The 14,393-nt window shown below is 66.8% G+C and carries 11 protein-coding genes; 3 read left to right on the plus strand and 8 right to left on the minus strand.

All coding sequences use genetic code 11. The annotated features are described in order from the left end of the window. Nucleotides 1–1,142 (plus strand): PLP-dependent aminotransferase family protein (locus NTD82_RS15925; RefSeq protein ID WP_262129405.1); only part of this gene is annotated, 1,142 nt, incomplete at its 5' end. A 126-nt stretch (nucleotides 1,143–1,268) separates the two neighbouring features. Then, the gene (locus NTD82_RS15930; protein ID WP_262129406.1) at nucleotides 1,269–2,486 is read left to right on the plus strand and encodes an MFS transporter; all 1,218 of its coding nucleotides are present in this window, start codon (nucleotides 1,269–1,271) and stop codon (nucleotides 2,484–2,486) included. On the opposite strand, the gene NTD82_RS15935 is transcribed toward NTD82_RS15930, so the two are convergent. The 3 genes from NTD82_RS15935 to NTD82_RS15945 are packed head-to-tail and all read right to left on the minus strand — an operon-like array spanning nucleotide 2,483 to nucleotide 6,738. Continuing rightward, on the minus strand, nucleotides 2,483–3,907 hold the full coding sequence (locus NTD82_RS15935; RefSeq protein ID WP_262129407.1) for an aldehyde dehydrogenase family protein: 1,425 nt from the start codon (nucleotides 3,905–3,907) through the stop codon (nucleotides 2,483–2,485). The two genes, NTD82_RS15930 and NTD82_RS15935, sit on opposite strands and share 4 nt — an antisense overlap. Next, entirely contained in the window at nucleotides 3,904–5,211 is a 1,308-nt protein-coding gene (locus NTD82_RS15940; RefSeq protein ID WP_262129408.1) for an aminotransferase class III-fold pyridoxal phosphate-dependent enzyme, read from the minus strand. The genes NTD82_RS15935 and NTD82_RS15940 overlap by 4 nt, the downstream gene beginning before the upstream one ends. A 27-nt stretch (nucleotides 5,212–5,238) precedes the next feature. Then, nucleotides 5,239–6,738 (minus strand): serine hydrolase domain-containing protein, encoded by a 1,500-nt coding sequence (locus NTD82_RS15945; protein ID WP_262129409.1) that lies wholly within the window; start codon nucleotides 6,736–6,738, stop codon nucleotides 5,239–5,241. Nucleotides 6,739–6,912: 174 nt separating this feature from the next. Between NTD82_RS15945 and NTD82_RS15950 the strand changes: the two genes are divergently transcribed. Beyond that, complete coding sequence (locus NTD82_RS15950) at nucleotides 6,913–7,788, plus strand: GntR family transcriptional regulator (RefSeq protein WP_262129410.1); 876 nt, start codon at nucleotides 6,913–6,915, stop codon at nucleotides 7,786–7,788. A gap of 131 nt (nucleotides 7,789–7,919) precedes the next feature. On the opposite strand, the gene NTD82_RS15955 is transcribed toward NTD82_RS15950, so the two are convergent. The 5 genes from NTD82_RS15955 to NTD82_RS15975 all read right to left on the minus strand — a co-directional run bounded on the left by NTD82_RS15955 (nucleotide 7,920) and on the right by NTD82_RS15975 (nucleotide 14,297). Continuing rightward, a complete protein-coding gene (locus NTD82_RS15955) occupies nucleotides 7,920–9,188 on the minus strand; it encodes an OprD family porin (RefSeq protein ID WP_262129411.1) in 1,269 nt (422 codons plus the stop codon). Between the two features lie 117 nt (nucleotides 9,189–9,305). Further along, a complete protein-coding gene (locus NTD82_RS15960; protein WP_262129412.1) occupies nucleotides 9,306–10,934 on the minus strand; it encodes an ABC transporter ATP-binding protein in 1,629 nt (542 codons plus the stop codon). A 2-nt stretch (nucleotides 10,935–10,936) separates the two neighbouring features. Further along, the gene (locus NTD82_RS15965) at nucleotides 10,937–11,809 is read right to left on the minus strand and encodes an ABC transporter permease (RefSeq protein WP_262129413.1); all 873 of its coding nucleotides are present in this window, start codon (nucleotides 11,807–11,809) and stop codon (nucleotides 10,937–10,939) included. Continuing rightward, the gene (locus NTD82_RS15970; protein ID WP_262129414.1) at nucleotides 11,806–12,747 is read right to left on the minus strand and encodes an ABC transporter permease; all 942 of its coding nucleotides are present in this window, start codon (nucleotides 12,745–12,747) and stop codon (nucleotides 11,806–11,808) included. Before NTD82_RS15970 ends, NTD82_RS15965 begins: the two co-directional genes overlap by 4 nt. A 14-nt stretch (nucleotides 12,748–12,761) precedes the next feature. Next, a complete protein-coding gene (locus tag NTD82_RS15975; protein WP_262129426.1) occupies nucleotides 12,762–14,297 on the minus strand; it encodes an ABC transporter substrate-binding protein in 1,536 nt (511 codons plus the stop codon). Nucleotides 14,298–14,393 lie beyond the last annotated feature (96 nt).

The raw sequence follows: 14,393 nt of genomic DNA on the forward strand, positions 1-14,393 counted from the left end.
TGAGCCGTCGCGGCCAGCTCATCCTCGAACAGGGCGGGGTCAGCGACCAACAGGAGATTCGCGCCTTCGCCCCCGGCCTCCCGGAAACCCGCGCCTTCCCCCTCGCCGTCTGGGAACGCCTGCACCGCCAGGTGATGAAGGACTATCGCGACAGCGTGCTGCTGCACGGCGATCCGCAGGGCGCCGAGCCGCTGCGCAAGGCCATCGCCACTTACCTGAACCTGGAGCGTGGCGCCAAGTGCTCGCCCGAGCAGATTCTGGTGCTGAGCAGCACCCGCCAGGCCCTGCTGCTCTGCGCCCAATTGCTGGCCGATGCGGGCAAACCGGTGCTGATGGAAAACCCCGGCTACATTGGCGCGCGCAGGGCCTTCGAAGCCGCGGAAACCCGGGTGATCCCGATCGATGTCGACGACCACGGCCTGCGCACCGACCTGCTGCGCGCCGACACCAGCGGCGCGACCTGTCTCTACGTGACGCCTTCGCATCAATACCCCACCGGCGCGACCCTGCCACTGGAGCGCCGCCTGGAACTGATCAACTGGGCCGCGGAACAGCGCCGCTGGATCATCGAGGACGACTACGACAGCGAGTTCCACTACGACGGCCTGCCCACCGCCTGCGTGCAGGGGCTGGACCCGTATCGGCGGACGGTCTACCTGGGCACCTTCAGCAAAACCCTGTTTCCCGGCCTGCGCATGGGCTACATGGTGCTGCCGCCGGAACTGGTCGACGCCTTTACTCGGGCCCGCAGCATCATGGACGGCCACACGCCGCAGTTGCTCCAGTTGACCGTGGCGCGGTTCATGGAAGACGGCCATTACAACGCCCATATCCGCGCCATGCGCAAGCTCTACCGGGCGCGGCGCACGGTGCTGCTCGACGCTGTTTCCCGGCATCTGCCGGGCATCGCCAGCGCACTGCCGCCGCCGGGTGGATTGCAGATCCCGTGCTTCCTCGCCGAGGGCTGGTCGGAGGAGCGCACCCTGCGCCAGGCGGCCAGCGCCGGCATTCAACTGCTGGGGCTCAGCCCGTTGTATGCGGGAACGGCGAGCCGCCCGGGTTGGCTACTTGGCTATGCCTCTCTGACGGAACATGAGATCGAAGCGGCGATGCGACGGCTGGCCAAGGTGCTTAAGCGCTGAGAAGTGGTCTGGTTCAGGCGCCTGGAATGGATGGCCTTGCTAGACCGCCCTACCCCTAGAATCGGCGGCGAAATACCCGGCACGCCAGCGCAGCCGGGACCACGTCGATAAAGGAATCCCCGCCGAATGCCGAGCCGTATCGGGCTGCTGCCCCAGATCGCCACCGCCCACAGCATCAGCCACCTGCACATCATGGCCCTCGCCGCCCTGTTTCCACTGCTGCCCGCCTGGTTCGGCGTCGGCTACGTCGAACTGGGGCTGGCGCTGAGCCTGTTCAATATCGTCAGCGCGCTGTTGCAGGCGCCCATGGGTTTTGCCGTCGACCATTACGGAGGCCGGCGCGTGTTGATCGCGGGTCTGGCCCTGGGCAGTTGCAGCTTTCTGCTGATCGCCCTGTTGCCCAGCTACACCTGGCTGCTGGTCGCCATGGCCCTGGCCGGTGTCGCCAACGCCGTCTACCACCCCGCCGACTATGCCCTGCTGGCCCAGGGCATCGACCCGGCGCGGATGGGCAAAGCCTTTTCCATACACACCTTCGCCGGCTTTCTCGGCGCCGCTGTCGCGCCGCTGGTGCTGCCGGCCATCGCCGCGGCCAGCGATCCGCGCCTGGCCTTCGTCGCGGTGGCGCTGGCCGGTTTTATCGCCCTCGCCTTGCTGCTGATCCCGGGATCGGGCATCACCCGGATCGCCCCGGCCCGCAACGCCAAGGCCACTGCCGACAAACCCGGCAGCGACCGGCGCCGGCTGTGGTCTCCGATGATCCTGACCCTGACGCTGCTGTTCGTGCTGCTTAACCTCAGCACCAGCGCCATCGAGAAATTTTCGCTGCCGGCACTGATGCAGGGCCAGGGCATCGCCCTGCCGTGGGCGAATGCGGCGCTCAGTGCCTTTCTCTTCGCCAGTGCCTTCGGCGTGCTGTCGGGCGGCGTCCTCGCCGACCGCACACGACGTCACGGTCTGGTGGCCGCCGCGGCCTTCGGCCTGGCCGCGCTGCTCACCGCCCTCGTCGCCAGCGCAGGACTCAGCGGCCAGGCACTGGTCGTGGTGCTCGGTGTGATCGGTTTTCTCACCGGCGTCATCGCCCCGTCCCGCGACATGCTGGTCCGCGCCGCCGCGCCGAAAGGCGCCGAAGGACGGACCTTCGGCATTGTCTCCAGCGGCTTCAATATCGGCGGCGCGCTGGGCCCGGTGGGGTTTGGCTGGCTGCTCGACCGCGGACTGCCGAACGGCATCTTCTGGGCATCGGTGGTGTTTATGGGGCTTACGGTGTTGATGACGCTGGCCCAGGAAGGATGGCGCGGTCGCTCCGCCAGCCGGGCCCAGGCCCGGCTGGCGGACAATTAACCCGGCAGATAACCGAACAGCGACTTCACCTCCAGGTATTCCTCCAGGCCGAAGACGCCCCACTCGCGACCATTGCCCGACTGCTTGTAGCCGCCAAAGGGCGCGCCATTGTCGGCCTTGCTGCCGTTGAGGTGGACCATGCCGGTGCGCAAGCGCCGGGCCACCGCGCGGGCCCGTTCCAGGCTGCCGGCGGTGACGTAGCCGGACAGGCCGTAAGGGCTGTCGTTGGCCATCGCCACCGCGTCGTCTTCGCTGTCATACGGCAGGATCGCCAGCACCGGGCCGAAGATTTCCTCGCGGGCGATCAGCATGTCCGGCGTCACCTCGGCGAACACCGTCGGCTGGACGAAGTAGCCCCGCGCAATCCCCGCCGGCCGGCCCACGCCACCGCACACCAGGCGCCCGCCCTGCTCCAGCGCGGCGCCGATCAGTTGCTGCACCCGCAGGAACTGCGCGGCGTTGGCCAGCGGCCCCATGGCCGTGCCCGGCTGGCTGTCGTCGAAGCACACGTGCGCCGCCACCTCGCGGGCGATTTCAATAGCCCGCCCTTGCAGCGCACGCGGCACCAGCAGGCGGGTGGGCGCGTTGCACGACTGGCCGCTGTTGCGGAAACAGCCGGCAACGCCATGGCGCACCGCCGCGTCGAAATCGGCGTCGGCGAGGATCAGGTTGGCCGACTTGCCGCCCAACTCCTGGGACACCCGCTTGACCGTATCCGCCGCGGCCTTGGCCACGGCGATACCGGCGGCGGTGGAGCCGGTGAACGACACCATGTCGATGCCCGGATGGCGGGCGATGCCGTCGCCGATGGTCGCGCCGTCGCCGTTGACCAGGTTGAACACCCCCGCCGGCACACCGGCCTGATGAAGAATGTCCGCCAGCAGCATCGCCGACAACGGCGCCCGCTCGCTGGGCTTGAGCACCATCGTGCAGCCGGCGGCCAGGGCCGGGGCGACCTTGCAAGTGAGCTGGTTGAGCGGCCAGTTCCACGGGGTGATCAGGCCGCACACGCCGATGGCTTCGCGGCTGACCAGGGTGCTGCCATGCGGCTGCTCGAACGGGTAATCGCGCAAGACGTCATACGCCCGTTGCAGATGGCCGAGCCCCGCCGGGACATGGGCACTGCGCGCCAGCGACAAGGGCGCGCCCATTTCCCGGTGCACCGCCTGCGCCAGTGCCTCGCTGCGCTGGCGATAGCCGTCGATGATGGCCGCCAGCAGATCGAGGCGCTGTTCGCGGGTCCACTGCGAATACTCGGCGAAGGCCCGCTGCGCCGCCGCGACGGCGCGGTCGAGGTCGTCGCGGTGGCCGAGGCTGATCTGACTGAACGGCTGTTCGTCGTGGGGATCGATCACCGCCAGGGTCGGCCGGTCGAGCGGGCGTTCCCAGCGCCCGTCGATATAGAAGTCCAACGGGTTCATGCCACGCGCTCCAGCGCCTGGCGCAGGGTGTCGAAGATCAGCCCGATCTGCTCGGCCGAGACCACCAGCGGCGGCGACAGCACGATGTTCTCCCCGGAAGCGCGCACCAGCACCCCGGCGTCGAAACAGTGCCGCGCCACTTCCCCGGCACGGGCGCCCGGCGCGCCGTCGCGGCTGCGCAGTTCCACCGCGCAGAGCAAGCCAATGGCGCGGACGTCCTGCACCAGCGGCTGCTCGCGCAACGCCAGCGCGGCGCTCTGCCACAGCGGCGCCACCGTCCGCGCATGAGCGTTGATGCCCAATTCCTCGTGCACCGCCAACGTCGCCAACCCCGCCGCACACGCCAGCGGATGCGCTGAATAGGTGTAGCCGTGCATCAGTTCGATGGCCTGTTCCGGGCCTTGCATGAACGCGTCATACACCCCGCCGCTGACCAGCACGCCGCCCATGGGCACGGCGCCGTTGGTCAGGCCCTTGGCCAGGGTCATCAGGTCCGGCGTCACGCCGAACACCTCGGCGGCGAAGGACTCGCCGAGACGGCCAAAGCCGGTGATCACTTCATCGAAGATCAACAGCACGCCATGGCGATCGCAGATTTCCCGCAACCGTTGCAGGTAACCCAACGGCGGGGCATACACGCCGCCGGAGCCAGTGACCGGCTCGACGATCACCGCCGCCACGGTGGCCGGGTCATGTACCTCCAGCAGGTGCAACAAGGCGTCGGCGTAATGCGCGCCCTGCTCCGGCTGACCGGCGCTGAAACGCAGGCTGGCGTCGTAGGGCAACGGCAGGTGCGCGACGTCACCGAGCAGCGGGCCGAAGTCACGCTTCTGCCGACCAATGCCCGACACCGACAGGCCACCGAAGCCCATGCCGTGATACCCCTTGGCGCGGCCGATCAGCTTGGTCCGGCGGCTGTCGCCACGGGCCTGGTGGTAGGCGCGGGCGATTTTCAGCGCGGTGTCCACGGCTTCGGAACCGGAGTTGGTGAAGAACACCTTTTCCAGGCCCTCGGGCGCCAGCCCGACCAGCGCATCGGCCATGCGCAAGGCGTCCGGGTGGCTCATCTTGAACGACGACACGAAGTCCAGGCGCCCCGCCGCTTCACGGATCGCCTCGACGATCCGGGGCTGGCCGTGGCCGGCGTTGACGCACCAGAGGCCGGCCATGGCGTCGAGTACCGGACGGCCTTCGGGGGTGAAGTAATGCATGCCCTCGGCGCGCTCGAACAGCATCGGCTGACGGCTGAAGTCGCGCATCGGGGTGAACGGGGCCCACAGGCCGGTGTGCAAAGGCTGAGTCATGAATTCTGCTCCTGGGTCAGGGGATGGTCAGGCGCGGCGGCCGCGCAGGGTCGGGCGTTGCATCGCGCCGGCGTTGGTATTCACGCCGCGGTCGAACAGCAGCACACCGTCTTCGAGGCGGCAGTCGATGCGGTCGCTGAACGCGGTCTCGACGAAGCGCCAAAGCATGTGCAGGCCACCCGCTTCGTCCCAGCGCGCATGGGCCACAACCGGGGTCTGCTCGGGTTGGTACTGGTGGTGCAAATAGTTGCCGGTGATGCTGGTGCTGGATGTCAGCGGCTGCTGCAGACCGACCCGCACACGGTGCGTGCCGCGGTGGTCGCTGAGGCTGAAATCGCAGCCCTCGTCGTCGAAGGCAAAGGCGATTTCGCTCACTTGATCCTCGTTCGGTTCCATGCGGAAACGCCCGGTGAATTCAGCCTTGCGCGGCGAGTCGCAGGCACCCTCGAGGTTCGGCAGGTGCAGGCCGTCGAGCAGCGCAGCGAGGCGCGCCTGATCCGCGTCAGGGGTCGCGCCGCTGCGGCCCAGGCCGGGAAACAGATGCTCCCAGAGCGCCGCATGCAGACGCTTCTCGCCCAGGCGCAGGCCACAGGTAAACGCGATCACCGTGCGCTGCGCCGGCAGCACGATGCACTGCTGGCCGAACACGCCGGAGGCGTAATAGCCGCCGTTGCGGGTCATCCACCACTGATAGCCGTAGCCTTCGCGGCGGGTGCCGGCGGCGTTGCGGGTGTCCCGTGGCAGGTACTGCTTGCCGTCGAACTCGCCCATCCAGACGTCGTCGACCTGATTGCGGGTGGCCGCCTCGACCCACTGCGGCGACAGCAGTTGCTGGTCGTTCCAGCGGCCCTCGCGCAGGTGCAGCACACCGAATTTCAGCGAGTCCTCAGTGGTGCAGCTCAGGCCATTGCCGCCGCTGTTGAAGCCACCCGGCGCCAGGTCCCAGTGCAGCGGGTCCATGCCCATGTGGCGCAGCACGCGCTCGTCGAGCAACTGGTGCAGGGTCTGTCCGCTGACCTTGCTGACGATGGCCGAGAGCATGAAGCTGGACGCGCTGCTGTAGATGAACGACTGCCCCGGCGCATCGTCCACCGGCTCGTTGAGGAAGGCTTCCACCCAACTGCTGGACAGGTTGCGCCAGTCGCCGCCGGAAATGCCGCGACGGTGACCGGTGCGCATGGTCAGCAGGTCTTCCACGGTCATCGCCGCGAGGTTGGCGCTGATCCGCGCCGGGCAATACTCGGGGAAAAAATCCACCACCTTGTCGTTCAGGGCCAGGCGCCCGTCGTCGATCAGCAGGCCGACGGCGGTGGCGGTCCAGCTTTTCGTCGCCGAGTGCTGCACATGCGGGCGCCGCGCGGCATAGGGGCGCCAGAACGCCTCGGCGACCACCGCGCCGTCGCGGTACAGCATGAAGCTGTGCAGCTCCAGCCCGGCGGCCTGTACCGCGTCGAGGAAATCGACAACGGCCCGTGGATCGACGCCTTTGTCCTGGGGCAACGCCCGTGGGAGGGGGATGTAACTCATCAACGCGGTTCCTCGAAAAATCGGCGGGCAGGCCTGCCGATGTTTTTATATGCTTAAAAATACATTTGTGCTTGAATCAGTCGCCGTGTCACCCAATCAACCGGCGCCGACGCCAAGGCGTCCGGGCTTTTCAGGTAACCTTTCCGCCCTTCGTCCAAGGAACGACATCGCCCCATGGCTCAACTCACTTCGCTGCAGACCAAGGTTGCCGGCCAGATCCTCGCGGCCATCCAGAACGGCGAGCTGCCTCCCGGCAGCCACCTGAAGGAAGTCGAACTGGCCGAACGCTTTGGCGTGTCGCGCTCGCCGATACGCGGTGCGCTGGCCTACCTGGCCGGGCAGCACCTGATCGAGCCCTCGGCCCAGCAGGGTTTTCGCGTGCCGCTGGAGCCGCTGGCGGTCGAGGCCCAGGCCAGTGAGCTGCACAACGAGGAAGACGCGCTGTACGCGAAGCTGATCGATGACCGCCTGAACCAGGCGCTGCCCGACCAGATTTCCGAAAGCGACCTGTTGCGCCGCTACGGCGCGAGCAAGAGCGTGCTGCGCCGCTGCCTGCTGCGGCTGTCCGACGAAGGCGTGATGCAACGCAAGCACGGTCATGGCTGGCAGTTCTCGCCGACCTTGAGCGACCGCCAGACACGCTTCGAGAGCTACCGCTTCCGCATGCTGCTGGAGCCGGCGGGGCTGCTGGAGCCGACCTTTCACCTCAACCCCGAGCAGGTGCAGCGCTGCCGGCGGCAGCAGCTTGATCTGCTGGAAGGGGTGGCCGACAGCAAGCGCTTCTTCGAGAGCAACGCGCAGTTCCATGAACTGCTCGCGGCGGCCTCGGGCAACGTCTACATCCTGCAGGCGGTGCAGCAGCAGAACCGCCTGCGCCGCCTGACCGAATTCCACTCGGTGAACAACGTCGAACGGGTCAAGGCCTCGTGCCGCGAGCACCTGGCGATCCTCGATGCGCTGGAGCAAGGCGATAACGAGTGGGCCTCGACGCTGTTGCATCGCCACCTGGAAGTGGCGAGCAAGATGGGGGTGGCGCGGGGCAAGGGCTGAATGACGGCGCCGCTGCCAATTACCGGCAAGCCGGCTCCTGAAGCGAGCGTGTTCGCTGCCAAACCCTGTGGGCGCTGGCTTGCCAGCGATAGACGGCAACACGCTGCCTTGCCCGGCACTCACCCCGTCCATCACCAGATCGCCACGGTATAACCGAGGATCACCCGGTTTTCGTTCATGTCCCGCAGGTAGTTGGCCTTGGTCAGCGCATTGCGCCAGCGCAGCGACAACCCTTTCAACGGCCCGGCCTGGAACACATAACCCAGGTCGATATCCCGCTCCCATTCCCGCGCCTCGCCATCGAAGCCTTTCACCACGGCCTGGTCGCCCTTGGCCCAGCGGGTCGAGAAGGTCAGCCCCGGCACACCCAGCGCGGCGAAATCGTAGTCATAGCGCGCATGCCACGTCCGCTCCCTGGTCTGGGAGAAGTTGCTCAACTGGTACTCGGAGAACAGGAAGGTGTTGGTGCCGTCCACATACGTGAACGGCGTATCGCCGAACTGCTCCTGATAGCCGCCGCCCAGGGTGTGGCCCTTGTAGCTGTACGCCAGGCGGGTGCTCAGCGCGCGGTTGTCGACCTTGCCCGCCAGCCCGGCGCCGGCCTTGTCGGCGTCGAAGTAACGGATATCGCTTTTCAGCGCGCCGCCGCCCAGGGCGAAGCTGTGTTTGAGCCCCACGTAGTGCTGCTGGTAGATGTCTTCCAGTTGGGCGAAGTGGTAGGTCAGCAAGAGCGCCGGCGTCAGCTTGTAATCGCCACCGATGAAGCGGAACTGGTCGCTCTTGGCGGTGCTGCGGTAGGCGCCGCTCTGGCTGGTCAGGCCCATCTCTTCATAGTCGGTGGATTCGCGCTGGCGAACCCGGTCGATCTGCCCGCCGATCAGCGCCAGGCCCGGAATGTCGCCGGACTTGAGCTGGGTGCCGCGGAAGGTTTGCGGGAAGATCCGGCTGGTGTTGGGCTGCAGGGTCGGCAGGTCCGGCAGCAGGTGGCCGCTGCGCAGTTCGCTCTGGGCGAAGCGCACCTTGCCGGTGATGCCGAGCTTGGAATATTCGCCCTGCGCACGCTTGGCGTAGCTCGGCTTGCCCGGCTCGGCCTCGTTGTCCCGCGACAACAGGCCGGAGCCGGAACGGTCCGGGCTGGAGTCGAGTTTCAGGCCGAGCATGCCGACGGCATCCACGCCGAAACCGACGGTGCCCTCGGTAAAGCCCGATTGCAGGTTGAGGGTGAAACCCTGGGCCCACTCTTCGCGCTTGGACTGGCCGGCGTCTTCCCGGTAGTCGCGGTTGAAGTAGTAGTTCTTCAGTTCCAGCGAGGCCTTGCTGTCCTTGATGAAGTCGGCGTGGGCCTGGACGGAAAGCAGGCTGACACCGGTCAGCAACAGGTTCAGGTTCGGGTGTTTCATGGTGTTCTGGCTCCTGGCAGTCGTTGTGAGAAAGCTGTTGTTATTGTTTTTCGGACATGACTTGCCCCGCCGCGCCGGTGTGCACCGGCGCGCTGGGGGATGGATCAGGGGTTCAGGTCAGCTTGCGCGACGTATTCGGTAACTGCCGTCGGCGAGCTTCTCCAAGGGGCTGGCCGCCGCCAGCAACTGTCGGGTGTACGGGTGTTGCGGGGCGTCGAAGACCTGCTCGCGGCTGCCCACTTCCACCACTTCGCCCTGGTGCATCACCGCCACCCGGTGGGCGATGCGCTCTACCGCCGAGAGGTCGTGGGAGATGAACAGGCAGGCGAAGCCGTACTGCGCCTGCAGGCGCTCGAACAGTTCGAGGATCTGCTTCTGGATGGTCATGTCCAGGGCCGAAATCGGCTCGTCGGCGATCACCAGTTGCGGGTGCCGCACCAGCGCCCGGCCGATGGCCACGCGCTGGCGCTGGCCACCGGAAAGCTGGTGCGGGAAGCGCTCGGCGAAGGCCTCCGGCAGGCCGATATCGCGCATGGTCTGCGCCACTCGCTCGCGGCGCCCGGTGGCACTCAGGCCCGGTTCATGGCGCAGCGGCTCGATGAGGATTTCGCCGATCTTCATTCGCGGGTTCAGCGACGAGAACGGGTCCTGGAAAATCATCTGGCATTGCAGGCGGTGGGTGCGGTTGGCGGCCTTGAGGATGTCCACGCCCTTGAAGCGGATCGCCCCGGCGCAGGGCTTGACCAGGCCCACCAGCGAACGGCCGAGGGTGGTCTTGCCCGAACCGCTGCCGCCCACCAGCGCCAGGGTTTCGCCCGGCGCGATGGACAGGCTGGCCGAATGCACCACGCGCTTGTACTGGCGCTTGCCCCAGAAACTGGCCGGCCCGGGGTGCTCGATGCACACCTGGTCCACCTCCACCAGCGGCCCGTTGCTCGCCGGCAACGCCGCCAGCTCACCGCGACGCGGCAAGGCTTCGAGCAACTGACGGGTGTATTCGGCCTTCGGCGCCAGCAGGATATCGGCGATGGCGCCCTGCTCCACCGCCTTGCCCTGGCGCATCACCACCACCTTGTGGGCATAGCGCGCCACCAGCGACAGGTCGTGGCTGATGAACAGAATCGCCGTGCCCTGCTCGCGGGTCAGCTCCAGCATCAGCTCGATCACGTCCAGTTGCGCCAGGCAGTCCAGCGCGGTGGTCGGCTCGTCGGCGATCAGCAGCTTGGGCTGCAACAGCATCACCGAGGCCAGCATGATCCGCTGGCGCATGCCGCCAGAGAACTGGTGCGGGAAGGCCTTCAGGCAACGCTCGGCATCGCGGATGCCGATGCGCTGCAGCATCTGCACGCAGCGCTGGTGGATCTGTTCGGCGTTCAGGTCGGTGTGCAGGTGCAGCGCCTCGGCCATCTGCCGGCCGATAGTCAGCGCCGGGTTAAGCGAAACCATCGGCTCCTGGAACACCATGCCGATCTGCGCGCCACGGATGTCGCGCAGGGCCTTACCGTCCAGGCGATTGAGGTCGCGGCCCTGGAAATCCAGACGGCCACCGCAGACCTGCATCGGCAGCGGTAACAGGCCGATGGCGGCGCGGGCGGCCATGGTCTTGCCGCTGCCGGACTCGCCGACCAGGGCGACGATTTCGCCCGGCGCCACGTCGAAACTCAGGCCATCGACCGCCAGCGGGCCATGCTCGCCGACACGAATCTGCAGGTCACGCACCTGCAACAGGGTAGTGGGCTTGGACATGATCACTTCCTCATCCGAGGGTCGAGACGATCGCGCAGGGCATCGCCAAACAGGTTGATGGCCAGCAGCGCCAGGCAGATGAACAGCCCCGGGAAGATCCCCAGCCAACTGGCCGATGCGATATAAGGCCGGCTGCTGGCGAGCATGTTGCCCCAGGTCGCGGCGGGCGGCGGCACGCCCAGGCCGAGGAAACTCAGGGCACTTTCCGACAGCAGCGCCCAGCCGAACATGCTGGTGGCCAGCACGCACAGCGGGGCCAGGCAGTTGGGTGCGATATGCCGCAGCATGGTGTACAGCTCGGAGTTGCCGATCACCCGCGAGGCCTCGATGAATTCCAGCTCGCGCAGCGACATCACACTGCCGCGCACCACCCGCACCACCGACGGGGTGTAGGCGATGCCCAGGGCGAGGACGATGCCGTACTGGCTGGCGCCGATGATCGCCATGATGCCGAGGGCCATGAGGATGCCGGGGAACGCCAGCAGCGCGTCGTTGAACATCATCAGCAGGCGGTCGGTCCAGCCGCGCAGGTAGCCGGCGAGCATGCCGATCAGGGTCCCGGCGAATACCGCGAAACTCACCGCCAGCAAGCTGATCCACAGGCTGGTGCGCGCACCGATCAACAGCCGGCTGAACACGTCGCGGCCGAACTCGTCGGTGCCGAGCCAGTGCGCCGCCGAAGGTGCCTGAAGGCGCGACAGCAGGTCGATGCGCAGCGGGTCGAACGGCGTCCAGACCAGCCCGAGCAGCGCCAGGCCGATCAGCCCGAGCAGCAAGGTAACGCCGATCAGGGCATTGGCCGGCGGCCAGGCCCGCGGCGCCTTTTTCGCCGAAGGTGGCGCGGCCAGCGGCGCGCAGGAGGGTTTCGAACTCATAACTTCACCCTTGGATCGAACAGTGGGTAGAGCAGATCGACGAACAGGTTGACCAGCACATAGACGAAGGTGATCAGCAGCAGGCAGCCCTGCAGCACCGGGTAGTCGCGGGCGAAGATCGCATCGACCATCAACCGACCGATGCCCGGCAGGGTGAACACGGTTTCCAGCACGGCGATGCCGCCGAGCAGGTTGCCGAGGATCAGCCCGACCAGCGTCCAGGTCGGCGCGAAAGCGTTGCGCAAGGCGTGCCGCCACAGCACCGCGCTTTCCGAGAGACCCTTGGCCCGGGCATGGGCGATGTACTCCAGGCGCAGCACTTCGATGGTGCTGGCGCGAGCCATGCGGGTGATCGCGCCGAGTTCCACCAGCGTCAGGGTGACGATCGGCAACACCAGGTAACTCAGCGCTTGCCACGGGTCCTGGCCGAAGCTGACGTAGCCCACCACCGGCAGCCAGCCGAGCTTGATGCCGAAGGCATAAAGCAGCAGCAGGCCGAGCCAGAAGCTGGGGATCGACAGCAACAGCGTGGCGCTCATCACCAGGCCCAGGTCGAGGGCACTGTTCTGTTTCCAGGCGGCCAGCAGCCCCACCGGCACCGCGATCAGGGTCGCCAGCAGCACCGCCACCAAGACAATGCTGGCACTGACCGCGAAGCGCTCGAGGATCAGCGGCAACACCGCCTCGCGGGTGCTGATCGAGAAGCCGAGGTCACCGCTGAGCACGGCCTTGAACCAGATCAGGAACTGGGTCACCAGCGAGTGATCCAGGCCCAGGGTGCGGCGCATGTCGGCCAGGCTCTGCGGGTCGGCCATGTCGCCGAGCATCAGCAGCGCCGGGTCGCCGGGGATCAGCCGGATCAGGGCAAAGACCATCACCGAGATCAGCAGCAGGGTCGGCAGCGCCATGCCGAGTTTTTGCACGATAAAGCGGAACATCGTCTGGCCCTGCCCTACTTCGCCGCGAGGCTGACGCCCCACAGCCGTGGTTTGGCCACCGGCCAGGAATGGTAGCCGCGGGTGCTGTCACGCAGCGCGCCGATCACTGTGCCGTTGTAGATGATCACCATCGGCGTGTCCTTGATCATCATCCCGTGCAACTGGTCGAACAACGCCTGGCGCTTGGCCGTGTCGCGCTCGCGCACCGCCTCGCGCAGCAGCGCCTGGGCTTGCGGGTTGTCCCAGACCTTGCGCGGTTCCTTGCTCTTGTCGCCCATCAGCGAGTCGAAACCCAGCGCCGGGTCGAGCCGCGACGAGTAGGAGAACGACATCATCTGGTAGTTGCCACTCTGATAGCGCTCCAGTTGCGTGCCCCACTCCAGGGTTTCCATCTGGATGTTCAGGCCGCTGGCCTGGGCCATGGCCTGGCTGAGCACGCCCATGTCGAACATCTGCTGGTAGCGCTTGTTGACGATCATCTTGATCGGCTGGCCGTTGTAGCCGGCTTCCTTGAGCAGGCGTTGGGCCTCGGCCGGATCGTAGCTATAGCCTTGTTTGGCCGCCGTGCTGTAGAAGGCGCTGGTCTGCGGGATCGCCGAGTTGTTCGGCTGCGACAGGCCGTTGGACAGCGCGGTGACCATCTGCCCGTAATCCAGCGAATGGGCGATCGCCTGACGGATACGCACGTCCTTGAGCAACGGATCGTTGGTCTGGAACAGCAGGCCGCAGATGGCCATGATCGGACTCACCGACACCTGGATGCCGGGCAGTCCCTTGAGTTCCTGGGCGTCGCTGGCGGTGACGTCCGGCAGCAGATCGACGTTATTCGACAGCAACGCGGCCTTGGCCGAGGACGGGTCGGGAATAATCATGAAACGCACGTTGTCGACCAGCGCTTCCTTCTTCCCGGTAAAGCCATCCGGCCCCGCCTCGGCGCGGGCGCTGTAGTCCTTGAAGCGGGCGAGTTGCACATACTGGCCGGGCTTCCACTCGGCGAGAGTGAACGGGCCGGTGCCCACCGGCGATTTCCAGCGACCATCGGCGGCCAGCGAGTCCGGGTGCAGGATGCCGGCACCACCGCAATCCGGGCGAGCCATGGAGGCGAGGAACAGCGCGTTCGGCTGATCGAGGGTGAAGACCACGGTGCGTGGGTCCGGGGTGGCGATGGAGCTGATTTTCGCCCCGCCGCGGCCATCGAATTCCGGCAGGCAGCGCCACTGGGTTTGCGGATCGAGGTAGTGATCCCAGGTCCACTTCACCTCGGCCGAACTCAGCGTCGCGCCATTATGGAAACGCACACCGTCGCGCAGGGTGAAGGTGTAGGTCAGGCCGTCATCGGAGACCTTGACCTCGCTGGCGAGCAGCGGGCCAACCGAAGCGTCCTCGCGATGGGCCACCAGGCCCTCGACGACATGCAGGATCACGGTGTCAGTGTTTTCGTCCCGGTTCACACCGGGTTCGGTGCTACGGATATCGGCGCCCAGGCCTACCCGCAACGTGGTGTCGGCCAAGGCTTGCTGAGCCAGGGCGCCAAGCGTCGCAAGACCCAATACCCGCAGGGTGCGACCGAAGAAAGGATTGCGTAAGCGATGCACGGGAGAGGTTCTCCTTCGCTGAAAGACCGGTCGATGGCAGGCCCGGCCTCA

The organism is Pseudomonas sp. 5P_5.1_Bac1 (assembly GCF_025466015.1).
Lineage (GTDB): Bacteria > Pseudomonadota > Gammaproteobacteria > Pseudomonadales > Pseudomonadaceae > Aquipseudomonas.